The following is a 20503-nucleotide window of genomic DNA, read 5'->3' as shown; positions in this document are numbered from 1 at the left end:
TTACACCGTGTCTCACAAGGGCAAGCATGAACGGCCACGATATCGTCCAGCGTGCGCGATGTGAAACGGACCGGGAGGGTCGCCTGTGACCCAGTGTATCGTCGTCGCTGACGACCTGACCGGGAGCTGTGACACCGGTCACGAGTTCGCGACACGCGGCTACGACACCCGAGTCGTCCTCTCCCCACAGACCGACACGACGCCGCAGGGTGACGTCGCCGTGTACAACACCGAGTCGCGCTACGCGCCACCCGCTGTCGCCGCTGACCGCGTCCGGTCGGTGCTCGAGACGGCCAACCCCGCCGTCGTGTTCAAGAAGGTCGATTCGACCCTCCGTGGCAACGTCCGCAGGGAGGTCGACGCGGCGACCCGAGCGGTCGACCCAGACCTCGTCGTCGTCGCGCCGGCGTTTCCCGCCAACGGGCGACTGACGGCGTGTGGGTACCACCTCGTCGACGGGCAGTTGGTGACGGAGTCGCCGCCGGGAGCAGACGAGGAACGACCGCCGACACACGACTCGCTCCCCGAGTGCTTCGCGTCGAGTGACTATCCCGTCGAACGAATCGGTGTCGGGACCGTCGCGCGCGGCGTGACTGCTGTCCGTGACGCGTTCGAGTCGCTGTGCGCGACAGACGAGCCGGTCATCGTCACCTGCGACGCCGTGACGGACGGTCATCTCGCGACAGTCGCCGCGGCAGCCCACGACCACTCGGCGCGCTGTCTGTACGTCGGCAGCGGTGGCCTCGCACACCACGTCACCGTGCCGGGGACACCCGCTGGCGCAGGGCTCGACGTCGACGAGTCGCGGACGGTGGTGGGCGTCTCGGGCAGTGTCGCACCCGAGACGCTCGAACAGCTCGGAGCGGTATCGGAAGCGCTCCACCAGCACCTCGACCTCGAGGAGGCGGTCACCGACCCGTCGACCGCAGGGGCCGACCTCGCCGCTCGTGGGAGCGCCGTCGTCGAGAACCACGGGGGCGTGCTCCTCCACAGTGCCGACGCACGCAGCGACGTCGACCGGGCGATGGCTGCCGGCGAGCGGGCGGGCGTCGACGGACCGACGGTTCGGCGGCGGGTCACGGACGCGCTCGCGACCGGTGCCGCCGAGGTCGTTCGGGAGGACCGGCCGTCGAACCTCTTTCTCACCGGTGGGGCGACCGCTCGGGCGGTCCTCGACCGCCTCGACGCGACGGCGCTCCGCATGGCCGGTGAAGCGGTCGCACCGGGGATACCGCTCTCGACTGTCGACGGGGGCGTCGCGGACGGGGTGGCGGCCGTCACGAAAGCGGGCGGGTTCGGCGACGACCAGGCAATAATTAAGTCCCTCGCTCGTCTCGGTCTGCCCGATGAGCGCTAGATTGCCGACTATCGGCATTACCATGGGAGACCCCGCGGGAATCGGGGGCGAAGTCATCGTCAAGGCGTATCCGACGCTGGTCGAGACCGCAGCGGTGGTCGTCATCGGTGACGCGTCCGTGCTGGCAGACGCAGCAGACCGGTTCGCCCCAGAGCTGACTGTTCGCCGTGTCGACTCACCGACCGAGGCGAGCGCCGACCCCGAGGTGCTGCCAGTGGTCGACCTCGGCAACGTCTCCGACCACCAGTATGGTGAGCTCTCCCAGGCGAACGGCGCGGCGAGCCTCGAATACGTCCAGCGAGCCATCGAACTCGCACAGGCCGGTGCAATCGATGCGATAACGACCGCACCCATCAACAAACAGGCGACCCGGATGGCCGGAAGCGAGTACGCGGGCCACACGGGGATGCTCGCGGACTACACCGACACCGAGGACTACTCGATGATGCTCATCGAGGACGACCTGACGGTGACACACGTCAGTACCCACATCCCGCTGCGGGAGGCCTGCGACCTCGAGGTCGACGACGTCGCGTCGACGATCAGCGTCACGGACGACGCGTTACGCGACCTGGGCATCGACGACCCGTCCATTGCCGTCGCCGGGTTGAATCCGCACGCGAGCGATGGCGGACTGCTCGGTGACGAGGAATCCGCGGTCATCGAACCAGCCGTCGCCCGGGTCGCCGAGACCGGTGTAAACGTGACGGGTCCGCACTCGCCGGACACGGTCTACGTCCGGGCCGCGGCGGGCGAGTTCGACTGCGTCGTCTCCATGTATCACGACCAGGGTCACATCCCTATCAAGATGCTCGGCTTCACCGGCACCGACGACGCGGTGAGCGGCGTGAACGTCACCATCGGGCTCCCCATCGTTCGCACGAGCGTCGACCACGGCACAGCGTTCGACATCGCCGGCGAGGGGGTCGCCTCCGAACAGAGCATGGTCGATGCAGTGACGACGGCCGTCGAACTCGTCCAGTAGCCGCTTCTCCTTCTCACTCGGGTTCCGTCCGGCTGGCCGTCGCCAACAGTACGGAAGCGTGCAGTCGACCGTGGAGACGGGGCGGCGATGCGACAGGACGGCGTGAACTCGTTCCCGACAGACTACACCAGCGCGAAGGCGCGGACCGAGCACCCGCCCGTCCCCTGGACGTTGAGTGGGGGGAAAAAGAAGTCCGCGCGTCGACTGTCCGCACCGTCGAGTACCTGGTCGAGGTTCCGCAACTCCTCGATGGGGAAGACGTCGTTCTCGAGCAGTGGGAGATGCGAGTCGGCCGGGTGGACGTCAGTCGACGGGCCGTGGGCGGGCACCTCGTCGTACCAGCCGCCGACACTCGCCCCCTCCGTCCCCACCGCCTTCGGGTCGAGTGAGACGACGTACTCCGCGGCCTCACCGGTCAGATAGGGGAACTCGAAGAGGTACTCCGGCGTCTGGCCGTAGTACTCGTCCCAGCCCGTGTGGAGCATGACGACGTCGCCAGGCTGGATGTCCGACTCGTAGGCCTCGATGTCGGCACGGGTGATGGGCTCTTCGGGCTCTTTCGGCGTCAGGTCGATGACGACACCCTCACCCATGAACGACTCGATAGAGAAGTCGTCCAGTGTCTTGCCTTCGGGGATGAAGTGGGCCGGGGCGTCGATGTGCGTCGCCGTGTGGCTCCGCATCTCGAGGCGTTCCATCGTGAACCCGTCGCGGGCGGCGAGCGACGTCTGGTCGAGTTCGATTTGTGGAAAACTCGGCCACACGGGGATGCCCTTGGTAATCGGGTTTGACAGCTCTATGACTTCCTTCGAGTCGAGCATAGCTGTCGTGACAGACTACGAGGAGATAAGTATTGTGCTCAGCCGGACACGTTCTCGACGAGCACCGTCTCGTCGAACAGATCGCGGTACTCGTCGGGGACACGGCCATCGGTGATGAGGAGGTCGATGTCGGCAATCGATCCGAATCGGCGGAAGCTCTGCTCGTCGAACTTCTTGGTCGTCGTGACGACGACGATCCGCGTCGCGTGTTCGACGGCGAGTTGCTTGATCTTCGCCTCGGATTCGTTCGGTGCCGACAGCGAGCCGTCGGGTTCGATGCCGTTGACGCCGATGAACGCGACGTCGAACGACGAGTTTCGGATGTAATCTTCGGTCGTCGGGCCGACCAGTGCTTTGGTCTCGTTGCGGTACTCTCCACCGGTCAGTTTGACGGTGCCGTCCGCTCTCGACAGTTCTGGGAGTAACAGCGGCGAGTTCGTGACGATGATGGTCGAGCTGTCGTCGGGGACCTCCTTCGCGACCTGCATCGTCGTCGTCCCGGCATCGAAGAAGACGACCTGGCCCTCGTGAATCTCCTCGACGGCTCGTTCGGCGATGGCCTGTTTCCCGTCCAGGTCCTGGACGAGCCGTCGGTCGAAGGCCCGTTCGACGCCCACGTTCGTCAGCGGCACAGCACCGCCGTGGGTCCGTTCGATGAGGTTCCGGTCGGCGAGGTCACCGAGGTCGCGTCTGATGGTCGAGGGCGAGACGTCGAGCCGGGAAGCGAGCTCCTCGACCGAGAGGCCACCGTGTTTCGTGACCAACTCCGTGATCGACCGGCGCCGCTGTTCGGGAGTGCTCACGAGACTACACCCCCGGGCCCGCTCGTTCGCTGACTCCATGCGACTGGCATGGCAGGGTGTTTCGCCGACTGGTAATCAGTGTTCCTACCCGTCTACGACGGCCGCCTGCTCCGGTTCGTCCCACACCTCTTCGACAGCGGCGCCCTCGTGGACGATCTTCATGAGCGCGGACACCGTCCGGGCAGGGTCGTCGGACTTCCAGATGGTCCGGCCGATCATCAGCCCGCGCGCACCCGCGTCCATCGCTCCCTCGACGGATTCGAGCATCCCTCGGGTCGTGCCCGTCGCGGGGCCCCCGAGGATCATCACGGGGACCGGCGAGTTCTCGACGAGTGGCTCGAACGACTCGACGCTGCCGGTGTACGGTGCCTTGAGGATGTCCGCTCCGAACTCCCAGCCCATGCGCATCGCATCGGCCACGAAGTCGGCGTCCGTCTCGAGTTGGGCCGGGACTCGTCGGCCCCACATGACGGGCTCGACCACCAGTGGGATTCCCGTCCCACGCAGGTCTTCGGCGAGCTCACCGATGTACTCGACGTTTCGGATGAACGTCTCGTTGTCGTCACGGCCGAACACCAGTACGACCTTGACCCCGACTGGGTCGAGTTCCTCGAGGAACTCGGCGTCGAACGCCGGCGTCCAGAGGTCTTGGTCGTTGTCTCGACCGGGGCTGGTCGACCACGTCACCACGTCCGCCGTGAGGACGACGTCGACGTCGGCCTCCTGAAGCCGGTCTTGATAGTGACGAGCGAAGTGAGGCCCGACGAGGACCGCGTCGGGCTCACCGCGCAGTACGTTATCGAGTGTCTCCTCGGGGTTCTCGAATCCCTCTGGCGATCCGAGGCTGAGGCCGTGGTCGAGCGCTACCACTACTGCGTTCCCCGATGGGGTGTCTAAGAGCTGAGGTTCTGTCATCGACTTCGATTGTGCTGAGTGTGTCCACCTATTTAATTATTCTCGTAACGGAGACAGTGCTCAGATCACTCGCCACCCACCATCGACCATCAGCACCTCACCGGTCACGTAGTCCGCGTCGTCACTGGCGAGATAGAGGACCGCACCGGCGACGTCCTCCGGCGTGCCCGCGCGTCCGGCGGGAACCGGCTTGATCAGGTCGTCCTTCGCGGCTGCTTCCGGGGCCTCCTCAGACCACCCGTCGATGAACTCCGTGGCGATCTGACCGGGGCCGACGGCGTTCACTCTGATGTCGTGGTCCGCCAGTTCGAGGGCTGCGCCTCGTGTGATCATCTTGACGGCGGCTTTCGTGGAGTCGTACTGGATCTGGTCGCGCTGGGCGACGAACGAGCTAATCGACGCCGTGTTGACGATGGACCCGGCGACCCCACGGTCGATCATGTCCTGTGCCGCTGCTTGACAGCCGAAGAAGACCCCCTTCGCGTTGACCTGGTGGATCGTCTCGAACTCGTCTTCGCTGACCTCGAGGAGGCTCCCACCGATGAACAGTCCGGCGTTGTTCACCATCACGTCGACCCCGCCGTACTCTCGCGCACGGTCGACAGCCGCACGGATCTCGTCGGCGTTCGAGACGTCCGTCTCCACGAACTCGGCCGTCCCACCCTGATTCTGGATGACCTCGTGGGTCGGCGTCTCCCCCACCTTCGGCTGGGAGTCGATGTCCGCGTTCAACACAGTCGCCCCCGCCTCGCCGAATCGAGTCGCAATCTCCCGCCCGATTCCGGAGCTCGCACCTGTGACGACGACGGTGTCCCCGTCGAAGTCGTTGCTGTAGTCAGGCATCGTCGAAGCTGTGAGTGGGGTGTAGAATAAAGATTTGGGAGAACGTGCCGGTGCACGGCGCTCGACCCCCCTCTCAGCGTGATTGGTTATTACTCCTCACAAACTATTAATTTATGGCTAAAAATTGTAAAAGTAAATCCGGACACTAACTATTCGAACAGGAGAACCGCTAGTGAGACACTGTACCACTGTCTCCAAAACAGCATGAACAATCCGGCAGAATAGAATCTTGCGCTCACTTTCTGCTAAAACTAAGGTGAATTATGCAGGAATATGAGTCGGGGAGAGTAGTTACAAAAGTACAAATGTAATGGGTTGCGGCCATCAAAATGTTACAACAGTACGGATGTAAGCTCTGGTGAGCAATCGGCGGTCGCGACAGAGCGAAACGACCCGAAGTGGCGGAGTCGTGAAGCGCCGGACGAACGCGAGCGGTCGAGGTCAAGTAGAAGAAGTAATTGCTCGATACGATGCGTCGGACAGAGGTGTCCACGGTTACTGTGAGAGTTCCATCACGCGAGTCGAAGAACTCCCCCGCCGCAAGCGTTTTCAACGGTCTATCAGTTCTCAGCCGATCTAATTTACGAAAGTGCACTGTCAGGGACTCTTTTCTGACGAGATACTAGTTATCGATGCGTGTGTCTACGCTTCCAGCTCGTTCGTCCACGAGATGATGGATTCCGACGAACACCTCTGTCGTGTGTCACCGGCGAATCCGACAGAACCGCACCGCATCGAGAGACACGAGCGGCCACCACATCGGCCGCCGGGTCATGTCGCCGTGGCCTCGTCGAGTGAATCGCCGCAGTCAAAATGTTTGAGTATATACTTCTGATAGTCTATTCGGTGAGTGAACCACTCGGGGTCGGCACGTCAACGGTGTCGCAGGGGGTGTGAGACACCAGAGACGCCCAGCGTCGAGAGGCTGGAGGTGGTGCAGTAGACCAACCTATTTGACACCTCCCGACGACGAGACCACAGACGATGTCACACCGGCGGCACACTCGTGCGGCCCCGACCCATCACGAGCTCCTCGCGGTCCAAGACGAACTCGCCATCGCCCGGAAAGGCGAACACATCCTCGAACGTCGCCGGAACGGGCTCGTCTTCGTCCTGCTTGACCTCCTCGACCGATGGCGCGAACTGTGCGCAGACCTCGACGAGCGGTACCGAACCGCTCGGACGCTCCACGTCACGGCGATGGAACGGGAGGGCGGGATCAGTCTGCGGGAACTCGCCGCCGCGAGGGCGACACACCCGGAGGTCATCCTCGGTGAGACGAAGCTACTCGGGATGGACGTTCCGCGCATCCTCTCGGCGTCCATCTCGACCCCGGTGTCCGACCGCGGGTACGGGATGCTCGGGACGAGTGCCCTCGACGACGAACTCGTCTCGGCGTACGAGGGGGTACTGGAGGTCGTCGTCCGACTGGCGGAGATGCGGGCAGTCCTCTCGCGGCTCCTCTCGGAGATTCGTCGACTCCGCATCCGGGTCAACTACCTCACGCATCGGCTCGTCCCGGACCTCGAGGCCGAGCGGGCGTACATCGAGCAGTCCCTCGCAGAGCGGGAGCGAGAAGAACGGTACCGACAGTTCAGAGTGAAGAAACAACGGTCCGAGCGGGCGTCCAGACACCGACGGAGCGGTGGACACCGCGATGGGTGACAGCGCACGCCGACGACCGCTCTCTATATCAGAATACCTAAGACTCGCTTGACGGAGAGGTCGTACACAATGGTCCTCAGCGGTCTCGTTCCGGACACGCCCCTCGTGTCCGCAGTCGTCATCGTCGTCGCAACGGGGTTCATCTGGTTCGGAAGCGGGTGGCTCGAGACGTCGGCCGAACGCCTCTCCGCGCACTACGGCCTCCCGGCGGTGGTCCAGGGGTCGGTCGTCGTCGCCGTCGGGTCGAGCTTCCCGGAGCTGGCCAGCGTCGTGTTCACCGCTCTCGCGGGGACGTTCAACATGGGTGTGGGCGCGATTGTCGGGTCGGCCATCTTCAACATCCTCGTCATCCCGGCGCTGTCGGGGCTCGCATCGGACGGCGAACTGGAGACCAACCGGACCGTCGTGTACAAGGAGGCGCAGTTCTATATGATCGCCGTCTCCGCCGTCGTCGTCACCTTCGCGCTCGCAGTCATCTACCTCCCAGTACCCGACGGACCCGCCCTGCAGGGGCAACTCACGCGACCGCTCGCGCTGATTCCGCTTCTCCTGTACGGCCTCTACTTGTTCATCCAGTGGCAGGACGTCTCCGATCACGTCGCCGAGAGCGCGCCCGACGGAATCGCGGTCGGCCGCGAGTGGGGAAAACTCGCCGCGAGTCTGGTGATCATCCTGCTCGCCGTCGAGCAGCTGGTCGGGGGAGTGGAAGTGATCGGGCAGACGTTCGGTATCCCCGAGTTCCTCGCCGGCGTGACGATCATCGCGGCGGCGACGAGTCTCCCGGACACCCTGGTGAGCGTGCGCTCCGCGCAGGCGGACAAGAGCGTCACGAGCCTGGGGAACGTCCTCGGGTCGAACACGTTCGACCTCCTGGTGGCGATTCCCGTCGGCGTGCTCATCATCGGCAGCGTTCCGGTCGACTTCGCGGTCGCCGTCCCGATGCTCGGCGTGCTGACGCTCGCGACGGTGCTCCTGTTCACGTTCTTGCGGACGGACCTTTCGGTGACGAACCTCGAATCGTACACCCTGCTCTGTGCGTATCTCCTGTTCGTCGCCTGGGTCGTCGCCGAGACGGTCGGCCTGACCCAGTTCATCAGAGGTGCCTGACACCCAGGCTCACTCGTCCTAGGAGCGTTCCGCTTCCGCCTCCATCTCGGCTTCGAGCGCCGCTTCGAATCACGTTCGCGCTGGCGCTTCGCTTCGTCGTGAACCTGTTTCTCCCGCCCCTCTTTCGTGTCTCGCATCACAGGTACGACGCCCGGACGGAGCGTGACCTCCTCACCGGGACGCGGTGTCGCCCCGACGCCCCGTTCCGTGCCCGGGCCGTCCGCCCTGGTCGTCGAGGCGGATGTGTCGACACCCTCCGACTCGACGCGACAGAAGTGTTATCTGATTGTCAGTCCAATACGACGTCCACACACCAGCGTGACCAGTGGTCGGTCGGGGGCGACGGACCGACAGTGACTGTCCCGCTCACCGAACGCGCTGGGCTCGGCTGGGACCAGGAGTCACCCCCGATGCCACCGATTCGAACCCACGTCCCCGTCCTCGTCATCAGCGTACTGCTCGTCACCTCCGTCTTCGCGGGAACCGCCCTCACGGGCCCCGCGGCCGCGCTGTTCACCGGGGACGTCACGGCCGACAGCGCGAGCAACGTCCAGGCGTTCCGCACCGCGGCCACGCAGACGCTCACGGCGACGGTCACCATCACGAACGGGAGCGCGGACAACACCGTGACGTTCACGACGCCGGCGGGGAACATCGTCGGTGCGAACGGCGTCTCGGTCTCGAACCCGAACGTGACCGCGTCGGGGCTCTCTGTCGACAGTCGGACGCAGGTGACCGTCGACCTGGCCGATACGAACGCCACGGACGGAGCCGACGAGACGACCCAGGTGACACTGACCGTGACGCACAACCTCGCAAACGTGGCACCGGCGTCGGGCCTCGACGCGACGGTGTCGGCGGGCGGCCGTTCCGACACGACGCAGTTCGACGTCGTCCGCTACCTCGGTCCGACGGGGACCATCGGCCGCGTCTTCCTCGGTGACCGCGACGTCGACCTGACGGGGTTGGCGAGCGCCCCCGGCTCCGGCAGCGTGACACTGTTCGGCGTCGCCGGCGAGGCCGACGGCGGGGTGGCGACCGTCAGCGACGTCCGCCGGGCGGACATCACGGACGCCAACAACTTCGAGCCGGGAGCATACAGCTTCGAGAGCGACGGGACTGCGGACCTCTCGGTGGTCGAGCCGCGCATCACAGAGGTCACGGTCTATCGCGGGGACGGGACCGACGGCGCTGACATCACCGGCGGCTCCATTCCGAGCAGCATCGGCACCATCACCGTCCAGGTGGAGTTCAACTTCGCCGAGGCCGAGGACGCCTCGGTCTTCGTCGACGACGAGGACGGTCTCGACATCACGCGACAGCTCACCGACCGCAACCGCATCAGCCGGTCGGGCGGCACGGTCGTGCTCCGCAACATCGACGAACTCGACGCCGGCCAGTACACTATCGTCGTCGAGGGGTCGGACGACCTCGACTTCGTCCGGACGCGCGTGGGAGCCGGCATCCGTGACGAGACCCAGTCGATCACCCTCGAGGAGACCGAGGTGACGCAGGGCCAGGAGATCATCGCGACGGTCGCCGGGACGCCGGGCGAGTACGGCCTCGTCCGGATCGCCGGGAGCGACCTCGACGGCATCCCCCCGACTGACGAGACCGCCGCACGGGTGTTCCGGGCGACCGGCGACGTCGAGACACGCCGCGGGACGAACACGCTCGGTGGGACCGACGACGCGTACGTCGGTGCGGTCGTCGACCTCGGCGACGACGGTATTGCGCGGGTCCGCATCGACACGGCGTTCCTCGACCCGACGACGGTCGACGTCGAGTTCGTCGAACTCGCGGAGCCGAACACGGACGTCGTGACGCTCAGAGACGGGTTCGACGCCGACGCGGACGACACCGCCGAACTGGACATCGAAGAGCGTGAGATTCGCCTGTCGGCCACGCCGACCGTCGTCCGCATCGGCGAGGAGTTCACCATCACGGGCGTCGCCCCACAGTCCGACGACGTGAAGGCGTACGCGCGCATCGACAGCGAGTGGGTGCCGCTTCGGGACGGCGACGGCGACCTCGCAGAGGACGACGTCGACAGCAGAGGGCGGTTCAGTATCGAGGTCGATGCGGGTCGGGAAATCAACTTCCCCGACGCGTATCGGATCGCCGTCGTCGCCGACCCGGTCGCCGGCGGCACGGACTATCTCGGGAGCGAAGCGTCGCTCACGACGAGCGCCTTCGGCGACTTCGACACGACGGCCACGACGACGGTTCGGACCGTCGAGGGCGCGCTGACCTCGTCGCTGTCCGCCGCGCGTATCGCCGCAGACACCGGCGACGAGGTCACCCTCTCCGGAACCTCGTTCGGCCAGGGCGACTCGGTCCGCGTCTACCTAATCGGGCCCCGTGGGCAGTTCCTCACCGCGGACGGTGGGTTCGGGGCCGAGTCGGTCTCGGTCCGCGACAACGAGTTCGAAGCGGAGTACGACGCCTTCCAACAGCGCGGCGGTTACACCTTCTTCGTCGTCGGCCGCGGGCGTGACGGGGAGTACGCGTCTGACATCGGCTTCGGTGGGGCGGACCTCCGACGCGGGCTGACACCCCAGCAGGCCGTCGAAATCATCCGAGACGAGTACTCCGGCGCGGGTGTCGACGACCGGGTCATCGAACTGACGCTCTCGGCGGAGAACCCCTCGCTCGCCGTCGACGACTTCACGCAGGACGGGCAGGTCGCCCAGGGCGAGGTCACGATTTCGGGCACCTCGAACCGACAGGACGGAACCGTCATCTTCGTGGAGGTGTTCGACGCCGACAACGACGTGGTCGCCACTGCCGAGGCGGTAGTCGACGGCGCGTCCGGCGAGTGGGAGACGACGCTCGACCTCGCGGACCTCGAGACCGGGGCGTACCAGCTCCGCGCGAGCGACGACGAGACCGCCGCACGGCTCGAGTTCGAGGTCGTCAGCGAGGTGACGACGCCGACGGAGACACCCGCGGAGACCCCGGTGCCGACGGAGACGCCGACGATGACGCCGACCGCGTCACCGACGCCCACGGCGACACCGACCGAGGCACCGACGACGACCGCGACGGAGTTCCCGGGGTTCGGTCCCCTCGTTGCTCTCCTCGCCCTCGTCGCTGCAGCGCTGCTCGCTGCCCGTCGCCGGCGGTCGTGACACCTCACCGTCTCCACCGGGCGCGCACGGCGGCGTCAACGCGTCGCTCCGGCCCATGATCGGGCCGGCCCCTGACAGTCACATGTACATACGGTCTTCGGGGTGGTCGTGGCCCCGTGGTGAGTCGCCCTGGTCGAGCGTCTGCATCCGGTCGACGAGGCTCTGGTAGTACTTGCGCAGTTCCTCGGCGCGCTCTCTGAGTTCGGTCTCGTCGACGGCGATGTCGTACAGCGTCTCGAGGGCGTCGAGGAACCGTAGCGCGCTGTCGAGGTCGGGTCCCGGCGGATGCGTCGGCGTCACGAGCGCGCCGACCGGGGGGACGTCGCCGTCGAGGGCGCGCGTCATCAGTTCGCCCGCCATCCCGTCGAAGAAACCGCCGGCCAGCGGCGGGATGTCGCTGTCGCCGATGCGACGCTCGCGGAACGCGGGCATCCCGACGTGGAAGACGATGTGCTCTTGTGGGCCGTGGGGGAACGGCACGCCGTGGATGACGCAGAGTTCGTCGATTCCATGCGCCTCGGTCCAGGAGATGACGGCGTCAGCGAAGGGCTCGCCCGCCCAGACCGGCACGCTCAGTTCGCTGATGAGCACGCAGATGTCGGAGTCGGCAGAACTGAACAACCGCATCGGGTAGCGCGGGGCACCCTGCGTGAAGGGCGTGATATCGGGGAGGTCGTGGGTGCGCACGTGCCCGATCTGTTCGGTGTGGGTGTGAGTGATCAGGTAGTCGATGGCGGTCAGTCCCGCCAACCCGGGGTTCGCCGTGCCGATGATCAGGATGTCGCCGGGGTCGGTCCCGCTCGTTGTCCGGAGGTCGAACGTGGGCAAGTTCGTAGCCATCGCACGGCGTGTTGGGCAGGTGATGTGATAAGTGTCACCGCGACGACGCGGTAGCCGGCCACGGTCGACGGGTCGGGTGGCCCTCCGACGACACGCCGGACGCTCTTGATTGGGTCCGTCTTCGCACACCGCGTGATATATGTCAGCGCCACAGAGAGGGTACGGATGGCCACGCCAGCAGACAGCACCTCCGTCGACGGCCGCGTGTTCACGTCGACGGCGAACACGAGCGACGGCGACGTCGGCGGCGAGACGTACTTCTGGTTCGAGCAGTCCGACGACCTGGTCCACGCACGATACGAGGGGGGAGAGATCCGATTGGGCTACCTCGTCGGCCGCCACCTCGGCGACTCCCTCGAGTTCCGGTACACCCACCTGACGGTCGAAGGGACGACAGCGACGGGACGGTCCACCGACCGAATCGAACGCCTCGACGACGGCCGACTCCGACTGCACGAGCGGTGGGAGTGGGACTCGAAGCCGGGGTCGGGCACGAGCGTACTGGAGGAACTCACCGAGGCCGAGTACGCGGCCGTCACCGGGGAGTGACTGACTGAGTGGACACTCAACAGCGTTATCTCACCCCGGAGTGAGCTTCGAGACGATGACCAACACAGCCGGTCCCCGCATCGGTCGTGACGATGCGTCCACGGCGTCGATGGCCGACCGACTCCGAGCGGTGTCACCGCTCGCGTGGAGCGTCGCCGCGGTCGGCGGCTTCCTCGGAAGCATCCCGCTCGGTCTGATGATGCAGTTCGGGAACCCCGAACCGCTCCTCGCACTCGCGCTGCCGATGATGTACGGGCTGGGCGGGCCGAGCCTGTCCGCCGGGTGGGCGCTCCACCAGTTCCACGGCGTCGTGCTCGCCCTGCTGTACGTCGCCGCGGTCCAATCGAACGTGTTCGCGCCACACGCGAGACGGCTCCGCGGCGCACTCGGACTCGGCGTCCTGGTCGGTATCGTCACGACCGGGGTGCTCTCGGTGCTGTTGATACCCCTGTGGCTCGCCCTGGTCGGGTATCCGCACACGCCACCGTTTCCGGACCTGGCGATGCCTGAGAAGCTGTGGAGCGTCCTGGGTCACGTCGGCTACGCCCTCCCGGTGACTTTCGGTTACGCGCTCGTCGCCCGGCGATGAGCGGGGGACTCGCGGCGGACGTCACACTGGGGGTGCATATCGTCGCCGAGGTTGTGGCGCTCCTCACCGGTGCAGAGCCTTCCTGAGGGAGGTCGACCCGCTCGTCACGAACGACCCCATCGACGAGGCCCGGGCGGCCCACGAGCGCCGCGAGCGACTCACCAACGCACCGACTCCGAGCGGCACGGAGACAGGGTGCTCACCGACCGGACTGACGGAGCTGTTCGTACTCGGCCGGACTCAGGTAGCGAAAGTTCTGTGGGGAGGTGAACCCCTCGACGACCGCCGAAAGCTGTTCGCGGGTGACGGGCGTCTCGTACTCGGTGACGTCGGTCAGGTGCAGCGCCGTCGCCGTCGTCGTTGCCGTCGACCCCTCGAAGTACGCACGGACCGCCGCCGGCGCGTGTGGCGTCTCGCCGACGGTCCGAGCGAGGACGGTGTCGAGGTCGCCCGTGACGGCGGTCGACGACCGCCTCGCCCCACACTTCGCTCGGCCCGCCCGTCGCGTAGAGCAACAGTCGGTACGGTGGGTCGCGAGCGGGTGGGCGTTTTCGGTACTCGTAGGCCTTCTCCCCGTCGAGGATGGCGCGTGCCCACTCCTCGCGAACACTCAAGAGGACGACTCGGTCCGCGGTCATACGCGGAGCGACGTCGGCGCACGACATAGCTGGGGCGGAACGAAGCGACGGGTGAGTGCCCGTCGCCACCGCCACGACGACGAGGCCGAGACGGTGACAGCGTCAGCGAGGGCCCGAGTCGAGGGGGGTGTGAACGGTCCCGCTCACCCGATGTCCTCGGCGACGACCTCGACGCGGACGGTAGTGTACCACGCCTCGACTTCGTCGACGAGCGACTCGCTCGCGAGGACGGCGAAGCCGGCGAAGATGATGGCGAAGCCGACGACCGTCGAGGTCGAGATGGACTCACCGAGCAGCACCGACCCGCCGAGCGTCGCGACGATGGGCACGGCGTAGAACACGAGGTTCCCGTGGATGGGACCGACCTCGTCGAGCAGGCCGAAGTAGGTGAGATACGCCACCGCGCCGGCGAAGACGCCGACGTATCCGAGCGCGACGAGCGCCTCGGGCGTCCAGGCGACGGCCGCGAACGACTCGCCCGCGGCGAGGCTCCCGCCGTGGGTGAGCAGCGCGCTCACCGGGAGCGCCCACGCGGTCCGGACCGTACTCGAGAGCGGAGAGTCGGCCCACCGGATGAGGACGGTCCCCAGCGCGCCGGTCACTGCCCCGGCGAAGATGACGCCCTTCCACCGGGCGTCGCCGCCGAGGAGGTTCGACGGGTCGACGCCCACGACGAGGCCCACCCCGACGAGGCCGATGAGTAGCCCGAACGCCCCGCGGGGCGAGAGGCGTTCGTCCGCGAGGAGGACCATCGCGAACACGGGCGTCAGGATGGGGTTGAGACTGAAGATGATCGACCCGACGGCGCTGGAGACGTACTGCTGGCCGACGAAGAGGAAGGCGTTCGAGAGACCGATGACGAACACGCCCGTCGCGAGGATGGCGACGACGTCGTCGAGCGACCGGGGCAACAGGTCGTCGCGAGCGCGGGTCGCCACCACGTAGCCGACCAGCACCGCCGCGGCGATGTCGAACCGGAGCGCGACGAACAGCAGCGGCGGGAAGTATTCGAGCCCCGCCTTCGCCGCCACGAAGGTGCCGCCGAAGAAGACACTGGCCAGGGCGAACAGCGTGAGGTGGCGGCGCGTACTCACGAGCGGGCCACCTCCGCGTCCGACTCGAACCGGCGTCGTGCCAAAGAGCGCATCATAGCTAGTGGGAGGTGACGGAGCCGGATACGTTGACGCAGAAATCGCTTCACCGGAGGAAATTCGGCCCCGCCGTGTGGTGGATTCACGGCGTGAAACTATTTCGCGACTCGAAAGCGGTTTACCGCCGGCTCCCCGAGAGGCGGCCATGGAATCGGCCCTGGAGGAGATCGAGTTCCTCGCCCTCTCGCCGAATCGGGTCGCGACGCTCAGACAGCTCGCGGCGGAGCCACACACCCGACGGGAACTCGTCGAGTTGACCGGGGCGTCACAGCCGACGCTCGGGCGCATCCTCCACGACTTCGAGGAGCGTGCGTGGATCGAGCGCGACGGGAGCACGTACCGGGCGACCGTGACCGGGCGACTGGTCTCGCGCGGGTTCGGTGACCTCGTCGACATCCTCGAGACCGACGTCGAACTCCGGCCCGTCGTCCGATGGCTCCCGGCGGAGGTCATCGACTTCGACCTCGAACACCTGACGACGGCGACGGTCACGACGCCGAGTCGGGTCCGGCCGAACGCGCCGGTGAAACGCGCGCTCGCCCTCCTCGACGGGGCCGAGACGGTGCAGATTGCCTCCTACGCCTTCAACGAGCAGAGCCTGGAGGTCATCGCCGAGCGGACCGGTGAGGGCGGCCAGCGGTTCGAGGGCGTCTTCTCCGCCAGCGCCATCGACGCGCTCGCCGACGACTCACAGCTCCGGGCACGACTCGACGAACTGCTGACGGCCGAGGGCGCACGCATCAGGATCACCGACGACCCCATCCCCGTGGCGATGACCGTCGCCGACTCGGTGGTCCACCTCTTCTTGCGCGACGACAGCGGCATCCTCCGGGCGTCCCTCGACGTGGACGAGCCCGAGGTTCACGCGTGGGCGACGGAGCTGTTCGCGCGATACTGGGAGGCGGCGGAGCCGCTCACGGTCGGGCAGTTGTGACGCGCGAAGAGCGGGTCCCGACTCACGGCGCGTAACAGACCCATCCGTCCGGCGGGATGTGGAGTTCGACCCATCCCTCCTCGTCGGTGAGACGGTTCCCCGCGCCAGCGCTGTGCTCGTGGAGGAACGTGTCGCTCCACGACGTCTCGACCGAGACGGTCGCTCGCTCGTCTCCGCGGTTCAGTCCGACCAGCAGGTTGCCCTCGCGCTCGAAGACGTAGACGTCGCGGTCGGCGTGGCGCGTGTGCGCAGAGCCACGCGCGAACGTCCGACGCACCCACAGGAGGTTCCGGACGCGCTCGTCGTCGACGTCGATCCGGCCGCTGTACACCCGGGGGTAGCCCTCGAAGGTGAGGATGTAGGCGTACGCGAGGAGTTCGTGTGCGGGCGGCGGGCTGTCGTGGTTGGAGACGAACGTCAGTGTCTGGTGTGGGTGGCTGTCGACCACGCCGGCTCCGTCGAGCGCACGCAGGTCGCCGTCCCGACCGAACGCCTCCTCGCGCATGACGAAGTACAGCGGGTAGTCCATGACGGTCATCCCCGTCTCGAGGTACCGCTCGCAGTACGACACCGACCCGTGCAGCACCTCGCCGACGGTGAAGAGTTCGCGCGCACGGGCCCAGGGGTTGGCGTGGTCGTGGAAGAACCACCGGGGCATGTGCTTGACCGCGTCCCAGCGGAGGCCGTCGACGCCGCAGTCGGCGTATCTGTCGACGTACGCTTCGAGATACGCGCGGACGTGTGCCGACTCCTGTTTCAGGTCCGGCAGTCCCTCGAGGTCGCGGTTCTCCAGCTCCCAGTCGTCCTCGTCGTCTCGGATGGGCCCCTCGTGGCGGAAATCGTCCCAGCCGACGTGCGGGAACGCCGAGAAGTCCACCCCCTCGGCCATGTGGTTCACGACCGCATCGGCGATGACCGCGAGCCCCTGCTCGTGCGCCGCGTCGACGAGCGAGCGGTACTCGGCCTCGGTGCCGAACACGCTGTCGAAGTCGAGGTGGTCGATGGGCTGGTAGCCGCGCGGCTCGGGGTCGTCCCAGGTGCGCTTGCTCCGCTGTGCGGGCGGGAGCTGAATCGCGTCGTACCCCGCCTCGGCGACCGCGGGGAGGGCCCGCCGGACCTCGTTCCAGGGCGTGTGGTAGTACTGGTAGACCGCGCCCGCGCCGAGTCCCACTGCGGCAGCGCCGGACGCTCCGTTACCGACGGCGGGGGCACCGAACCACGACATGTCACTCGGACAGTGGCCGTGCGGGCCTGAAGCCCTTCCGGCGTCCTCCCAACGGACGTTCGAGCGTCTCCCGAACGGTGGACGGAGCACGTCGTGACCACCGATTGCACCGGCGACAGAAGCCAGTCGTCCGACGGTGGGGGGAGTCAATCGAGCATAGAACTGATTGTATCTACTCATGGGTTCTGAGCCGTGGCGGAACGGGCCCCGTCGCGGACTCACGGGACGGACGGGACGCTGTAGAGCGGTCGGCGACGACGTCCCCAGTCCTGGGTGTCGGTTCGGTCGCGTCGGTCTCGGCGGGACTGAAATGGCTGCAATGCGACAATTCCGCCGAGCAGCGGTCTCCCGTCGGTTCGAGCGGTGAGCTGTGGTGAGCGGGCACAGGTCGATACGCAGGCGGTCGGTCCGCTCTCGGGTGACCCGGTCCCCGCGTCGACTGTTCGCGTACTGGGGTACAACGACTTCGATAAAAAATCGAACCCCGTTCGCCGCTGTCACCGTCCGGACACACGGGGTGTCCGGCCACGACGAACTCGTAGCCGTCGCTCGGTCGCCGTCGGGTCGGTGGACGCCTCACGACAGCTCAGCGACAGGTAGATACTCAACGGAGGGGGTCGTTGTTCGTCCCGAGTGATTCAGATGACACGAGACGCCCCATCGACGCGGTTCGAGCGGCAGCGAAAGCGGTCAGTCGAATCCTCGACGCTCATCGAGGGGCTCCCCGGCCTCGGCATGGTCGCTTCCATCGCCGTCGACCAGATCACCACACAGCTCGGACTAGAACAGTACGGTGCGATCACGTCCGACGACTTCCCGCCGGTCGCGGCCTTCAGCGACGGTCGCGTCCGGGACGCCGTCCGCGTGTACGCCGGGGAGAGTCCGGCCGTGATGACGCTCCAGAGCGACGTGGCGATTCCCCCGACGGCTACCGAGTCACTGAGTCGGTGTGTGCTGGACGACCTCTCCGAGGAGTTCGACGACGCCGTGTTCCTCGCGGGGGCCCCCGCGCGGTCCGAGGACCAGGTCGGATCGGTCATCGGCGTGGCGACGTCGGAGCGGTTCGAGCGGGAACTCACCGACGCCGGTATCACCCTGGCCGAAGGGACCGGTGTCGTCGGGGGCGTGACGGGGGCGTTGTTGGCCGACTGTTACCACGCGGACATCCCCGCCGCGGTACTGGTCGTCCGGACGAACCCGTACATTCCGGACCCACGGGCGGCCCACGCTGTCATCGAGAACGCGCTCGAGCCGCTCGTCGCGTTCGACATCGACACGCAGGAGCTCCTCGAACAGGCCGAGGAGATACAGCGACAGAAACAGCAGCTCGCCGAACAGCTCCAGCAGTACCAACAACAGGCAGGAGAACAGCAACGACAACCGTCGATGCCGGGGATGTACCAGTGACCACGAGGACCGTGAGGGCGACCGGGGTCGCCGGGCCGCGCTCGACGAACGAGCCGGTCGCCCCACCCTGTCGGAACGGTTCTCACGCGGCAGGAATCGCCGAACGTGCCAACCCCTCAGGCTGCCAAACGTACCCAGGGTCCGTCGTCGAGCGAGTCGGCCCACTGGCCGGGTGGCCGCGAGCACACCGACGACGGGACCCACCCCAGAACCCATGACAAAGAACATCCTCGTTCCAGTCGACGGATCGCCGCTGTCACGAGCAGCGCTTCGCCACGCCTGCAAGGAGTTTCCGAACGCGTCGATCACCGTGCTTCACGTCGTCGACCTCTTCGAACCCGGATACGGCGTGTATTCGGACTTCGAGACGTCGTACGAGCCGCTGGCGGGGTCCGAGGAGTGGTACGAACGGGCCGAGGCGGCCTCCGAGCAGCTCCTCGAGGAGGCACGAGCGCTCGCGGCCGACCACGACCGGACCGTCTCTACGACCTCCGAGATCGGCGACCCGAAGCGAATCATCGTGGAGTACGCCGACGAGGAGGACATCGACCACATCGTCCTCGGAGCCCACGGGAGGCGAGAAGACCGCCCCGTGTTCGGCAGTGTCGCCGAGATCGTCGCCCGGCGGGCCAGGGTCCCCCTCACACTCGTCCGGTGAGTCACAGGGGCCGGCGGCCCCAGCGGCGGTCGGCTCTCTATCAGGCGCGAGTCCCGACGGGGATAACGTACAGCGGCCGGTGGTCGGCCGGCGCGCCCACGAGTTCTCGGACGCGGTCGTCGGCGAACGCGCCGACGGCGACGGTCCCGAGCCCCAGTGATTCGGCCTGCAGGTAGACGTTCTGTCCGACGTGCCCGGCTTCCATCGGGACGTACCGCTGTCGTCCACGCTGCCCGTACTTTTCGGTGGTTCGCGCGTCGACAGCACAGACGACGAGGTCGACGGCGGCCGCCTCGACGGACGCCTGGTCGACCGCCGCCCGCCGCAGCGCCGACTGGACGTCACCGGACCGGCGACGCACCAGTTCGTGTCGCCGGGGGCGGTACTGGTAGACGCCGGGGTCGACCCCCTCGACACCCGACGTGCCGACGACGACGAACAGTTCGAGCGGATAGCGCGCGCCGGCGCTGGGCGCGGTGCGGTATCCCGACACGCGCCGGGTGATTCCCTGTGCCGCCCAGAGGACCTGGCCGAGGTCACGACGCGACAGCGGGTCCGACCCGTATTCGCGTCGGGAGCGACGAGCCGCCAGCGCCGCCTCGACGGAGACGTCGCCGTCCGTGTTCGGCGCGGGCAGCGCGACGGTGTCGGTAGCCTGTCCCGCGGTCCCCCCGTCAGGGAGGGCGATTCGGACCACTCCGAACACGGCGTTGAGTACCAGGGACACGGCCGCCGCCAGCACCAGTGCGAGCGTCACGCGTCTCGATGGGCGTTCGAGAGACATCACTGAACGATGACCGCCGGGAGACAAAACAGTCACTCCCGTGGCGACCCGGCGAGAGCTGACGCGAGAGCGAAAGAACGTGAGGTGTGCGGACGCGCTTC

The 20503-nt window shown here is 66.8% G+C and carries 19 protein-coding genes; 10 read left to right on the top strand and 9 right to left on the bottom strand.

Translation table 11 applies throughout. The annotated features are described in order from the left end of the window. Window positions 1-85: 85 nt before the first annotated feature. Together E6N53_RS16325 and pdxA are read left to right on the top strand one after the other, a co-directional pair. Window positions 86-1357, top strand: coding sequence for a four-carbon acid sugar kinase family protein (locus E6N53_RS16325; protein WP_142860584.1), 1272 nt, complete (start codon window positions 86-88; stop codon window positions 1355-1357). Further along, window positions 1347-2342, top strand: coding sequence for a 4-hydroxythreonine-4-phosphate dehydrogenase PdxA (gene pdxA / locus E6N53_RS16320; RefSeq protein WP_142860583.1), 996 nt, complete (start codon window positions 1347-1349; stop codon window positions 2340-2342). Before E6N53_RS16325 ends, pdxA begins: the two co-directional genes overlap by 11 nt. A 122-nt stretch (window positions 2343-2464) precedes the next feature. Here the strand turns inward: pdxA and E6N53_RS16315 are convergent, their stop codons facing one another. From E6N53_RS16315 to E6N53_RS16300, 4 genes are all read right to left on the bottom strand, one after another. Then, on the bottom strand, window positions 2465-3163 hold the full coding sequence (locus E6N53_RS16315) for a cyclase family protein (RefSeq protein ID WP_142860582.1): 699 nt from the start codon (window positions 3161-3163) through the stop codon (window positions 2465-2467). Between the two features lie 38 nt (window positions 3164-3201). Continuing rightward, a complete protein-coding gene (gene glpR / locus E6N53_RS16310) occupies window positions 3202-3966 on the bottom strand; it encodes an HTH-type transcriptional regulator GlpR (protein ID WP_236639616.1) in 765 nt (254 codons plus the stop codon). Window positions 3967-4050: 84 nt separating this feature from the next. Beyond that, window positions 4051-4836, bottom strand: a complete 786-nt coding sequence (locus E6N53_RS16305; protein ID WP_236639617.1) for a class I fructose-bisphosphate aldolase — start codon at window positions 4834-4836, stop codon at window positions 4051-4053. 105 nt (window positions 4837-4941) lie between these two features. Further along, the gene (locus E6N53_RS16300) at window positions 4942-5724 is read right to left on the bottom strand and encodes an SDR family NAD(P)-dependent oxidoreductase (RefSeq protein WP_142860580.1); all 783 of its coding nucleotides are present in this window, start codon (window positions 5722-5724) and stop codon (window positions 4942-4944) included. A gap of 984 nt (window positions 5725-6708) precedes the next feature. Here E6N53_RS16300 and E6N53_RS16295 point away from each other — a divergent pair. From E6N53_RS16295 to E6N53_RS16285, 3 genes are all read left to right on the top strand, one after another. After that, window positions 6709-7389, top strand: coding sequence for a V-type ATP synthase subunit D (locus tag E6N53_RS16295; protein ID WP_142860579.1), 681 nt, complete (start codon window positions 6709-6711; stop codon window positions 7387-7389). Between the two features lie 69 nt (window positions 7390-7458). After that, the gene (locus E6N53_RS16290) at window positions 7459-8496 is read left to right on the top strand and encodes a sodium:calcium antiporter (protein WP_136591029.1); all 1038 of its coding nucleotides are present in this window, start codon (window positions 7459-7461) and stop codon (window positions 8494-8496) included. 410 nt (window positions 8497-8906) lie between these two features. Then, the gene (locus E6N53_RS16285) at window positions 8907-11627 is read left to right on the top strand and encodes a PGF-CTERM sorting domain-containing protein (RefSeq protein ID WP_142860578.1); all 2721 of its coding nucleotides are present in this window, start codon (window positions 8907-8909) and stop codon (window positions 11625-11627) included. A 78-nt stretch (window positions 11628-11705) separates the two neighbouring features. Here the strand turns inward: E6N53_RS16285 and E6N53_RS16280 are convergent, their stop codons facing one another. Beyond that, window positions 11706-12467 (bottom strand): proteasome assembly chaperone family protein, encoded by a 762-nt coding sequence (locus E6N53_RS16280; protein WP_136591030.1) that lies wholly within the window; start codon window positions 12465-12467, stop codon window positions 11706-11708. A gap of 165 nt (window positions 12468-12632) precedes the next feature. On the opposite strand from E6N53_RS16280, the gene E6N53_RS16275 reads away from it, so the two are divergent. Beyond that, window positions 12633-13016: an avidin-fold protein gene (locus E6N53_RS16275; protein ID WP_142860577.1), complete on the top strand. Its 384-nt coding sequence runs from the start codon at window positions 12633-12635 to the stop codon at window positions 13014-13016. A gap of 55 nt (window positions 13017-13071) precedes the next feature. Continuing rightward, on the top strand, window positions 13072-13605 hold the full coding sequence (locus tag E6N53_RS16270; RefSeq protein WP_142860576.1) for a hypothetical protein: 534 nt from the start codon (window positions 13072-13074) through the stop codon (window positions 13603-13605). Window positions 13606-13804: 199 nt separating this feature from the next. On the opposite strand, the gene E6N53_RS16265 is transcribed toward E6N53_RS16270, so the two are convergent. Both E6N53_RS16265 and E6N53_RS16260 read right to left on the bottom strand, forming a co-directional pair. Next, window positions 13805-14215 carry a hypothetical protein gene (locus E6N53_RS16265; protein WP_142860575.1) on the bottom strand — a complete coding sequence of 137 codons (411 nt, stop codon included), beginning with the start codon at window positions 14213-14215 and terminating at the stop codon, window positions 13805-13807. A 171-nt stretch (window positions 14216-14386) separates the two neighbouring features. Beyond that, window positions 14387-15337, bottom strand: a complete 951-nt coding sequence (locus E6N53_RS16260) for a DMT family transporter (protein ID WP_136591034.1) — start codon at window positions 15335-15337, stop codon at window positions 14387-14389. Window positions 15338-15539: 202 nt separating this feature from the next. Here E6N53_RS16260 and E6N53_RS16255 point away from each other — a divergent pair, with 202 nt between their 5' ends. After that, the gene (locus tag E6N53_RS16255) at window positions 15540-16328 is read left to right on the top strand and encodes a helix-turn-helix transcriptional regulator (RefSeq protein WP_136591035.1); all 789 of its coding nucleotides are present in this window, start codon (window positions 15540-15542) and stop codon (window positions 16326-16328) included. Window positions 16329-16350: 22 nt separating this feature from the next. Here the strand turns inward: E6N53_RS16255 and E6N53_RS16250 are convergent, their stop codons facing one another. Beyond that, a complete protein-coding gene (locus E6N53_RS16250; RefSeq protein ID WP_142860574.1) occupies window positions 16351-17553 on the bottom strand; it encodes an alpha-amylase domain-containing protein in 1203 nt (400 codons plus the stop codon). Between the two features lie 642 nt (window positions 17554-18195). Between E6N53_RS16250 and E6N53_RS16245 the strand changes: the two genes are divergently transcribed. Both E6N53_RS16245 and E6N53_RS16240 read left to right on the top strand, forming a co-directional pair. Next, window positions 18196-18960, top strand: a complete 765-nt coding sequence (locus E6N53_RS16245; RefSeq protein WP_136591037.1) for a proteasome assembly chaperone family protein — start codon at window positions 18196-18198, stop codon at window positions 18958-18960. Window positions 18961-19174: 214 nt separating this feature from the next. Beyond that, complete coding sequence (locus tag E6N53_RS16240) at window positions 19175-19618, top strand: universal stress protein (RefSeq protein ID WP_142860573.1); 444 nt, start codon at window positions 19175-19177, stop codon at window positions 19616-19618. A 40-nt stretch (window positions 19619-19658) separates the two neighbouring features. Here the strand turns inward: E6N53_RS16240 and E6N53_RS16235 are convergent, their stop codons facing one another. After that, window positions 19659-20402 (bottom strand): SagB/ThcOx family dehydrogenase, encoded by a 744-nt coding sequence (locus E6N53_RS16235; protein WP_142860572.1) that lies wholly within the window; start codon window positions 20400-20402, stop codon window positions 19659-19661. Window positions 20403-20503: the final 101 nt, after the last annotated feature.

The sequence above is a fragment of the Salinigranum halophilum genome, assembly GCF_007004735.1.
GTDB classification, from domain to species: Archaea; Halobacteriota; Halobacteria; order Halobacteriales; family Haloferacaceae; genus Salinigranum; species Salinigranum halophilum.
The sequence above is the reverse complement of the archived record's forward strand: the minus strand, read 5'-3'. Positions and strand labels throughout refer to the sequence as shown.

Coding starts and splice junctions, on each gene's coding strand:
- E6N53_RS16295 (WP_142860579.1), top strand. CDS start 6,709: ATGTCACACCGGCGGCACACTCGTGCGGCCCCGACCCATCACGAGCTC.
- E6N53_RS16315 (WP_142860582.1), bottom strand. CDS start 3,163: ATGCTCGACTCGAAGGAAGTCATAGAGCTGTCAAACCCGATTACCAAG.
- E6N53_RS16240 (WP_142860573.1), top strand. CDS start 19,175: ATGACAAAGAACATCCTCGTTCCAGTCGACGGATCGCCGCTGTCACGA.
- E6N53_RS16285 (WP_142860578.1), top strand. CDS start 8,907: ATGCCACCGATTCGAACCCACGTCCCCGTCCTCGTCATCAGCGTACTG.
- E6N53_RS16300 (WP_142860580.1), bottom strand. CDS start 5,724: ATGCCTGACTACAGCAACGACTTCGACGGGGACACCGTCGTCGTCACA.
- E6N53_RS16245 (WP_136591037.1), top strand. CDS start 18,196: ATGACACGAGACGCCCCATCGACGCGGTTCGAGCGGCAGCGAAAGCGG.
- E6N53_RS16270 (WP_142860576.1), top strand. CDS start 13,072: ATGACCAACACAGCCGGTCCCCGCATCGGTCGTGACGATGCGTCCACG.
- E6N53_RS16275 (WP_142860577.1), top strand. CDS start 12,633: ATGGCCACGCCAGCAGACAGCACCTCCGTCGACGGCCGCGTGTTCACG.
- E6N53_RS16250 (WP_142860574.1), bottom strand. CDS start 17,553: ATGTCGTGGTTCGGTGCCCCCGCCGTCGGTAACGGAGCGTCCGGCGCT.
- pdxA (WP_142860583.1), top strand. CDS start 1,347: ATGAGCGCTAGATTGCCGACTATCGGCATTACCATGGGAGACCCCGCG.
- E6N53_RS16255 (WP_136591035.1), top strand. CDS start 15,540: ATGGAATCGGCCCTGGAGGAGATCGAGTTCCTCGCCCTCTCGCCGAAT.
- E6N53_RS16235 (WP_142860572.1), bottom strand. CDS start 20,402: ATGTCTCTCGAACGCCCATCGAGACGCGTGACGCTCGCACTGGTGCTG.
- E6N53_RS16280 (WP_136591030.1), bottom strand. CDS start 12,467: ATGGCTACGAACTTGCCCACGTTCGACCTCCGGACAACGAGCGGGACC.
- E6N53_RS16290 (WP_136591029.1), top strand. CDS start 7,459: ATGGTCCTCAGCGGTCTCGTTCCGGACACGCCCCTCGTGTCCGCAGTC.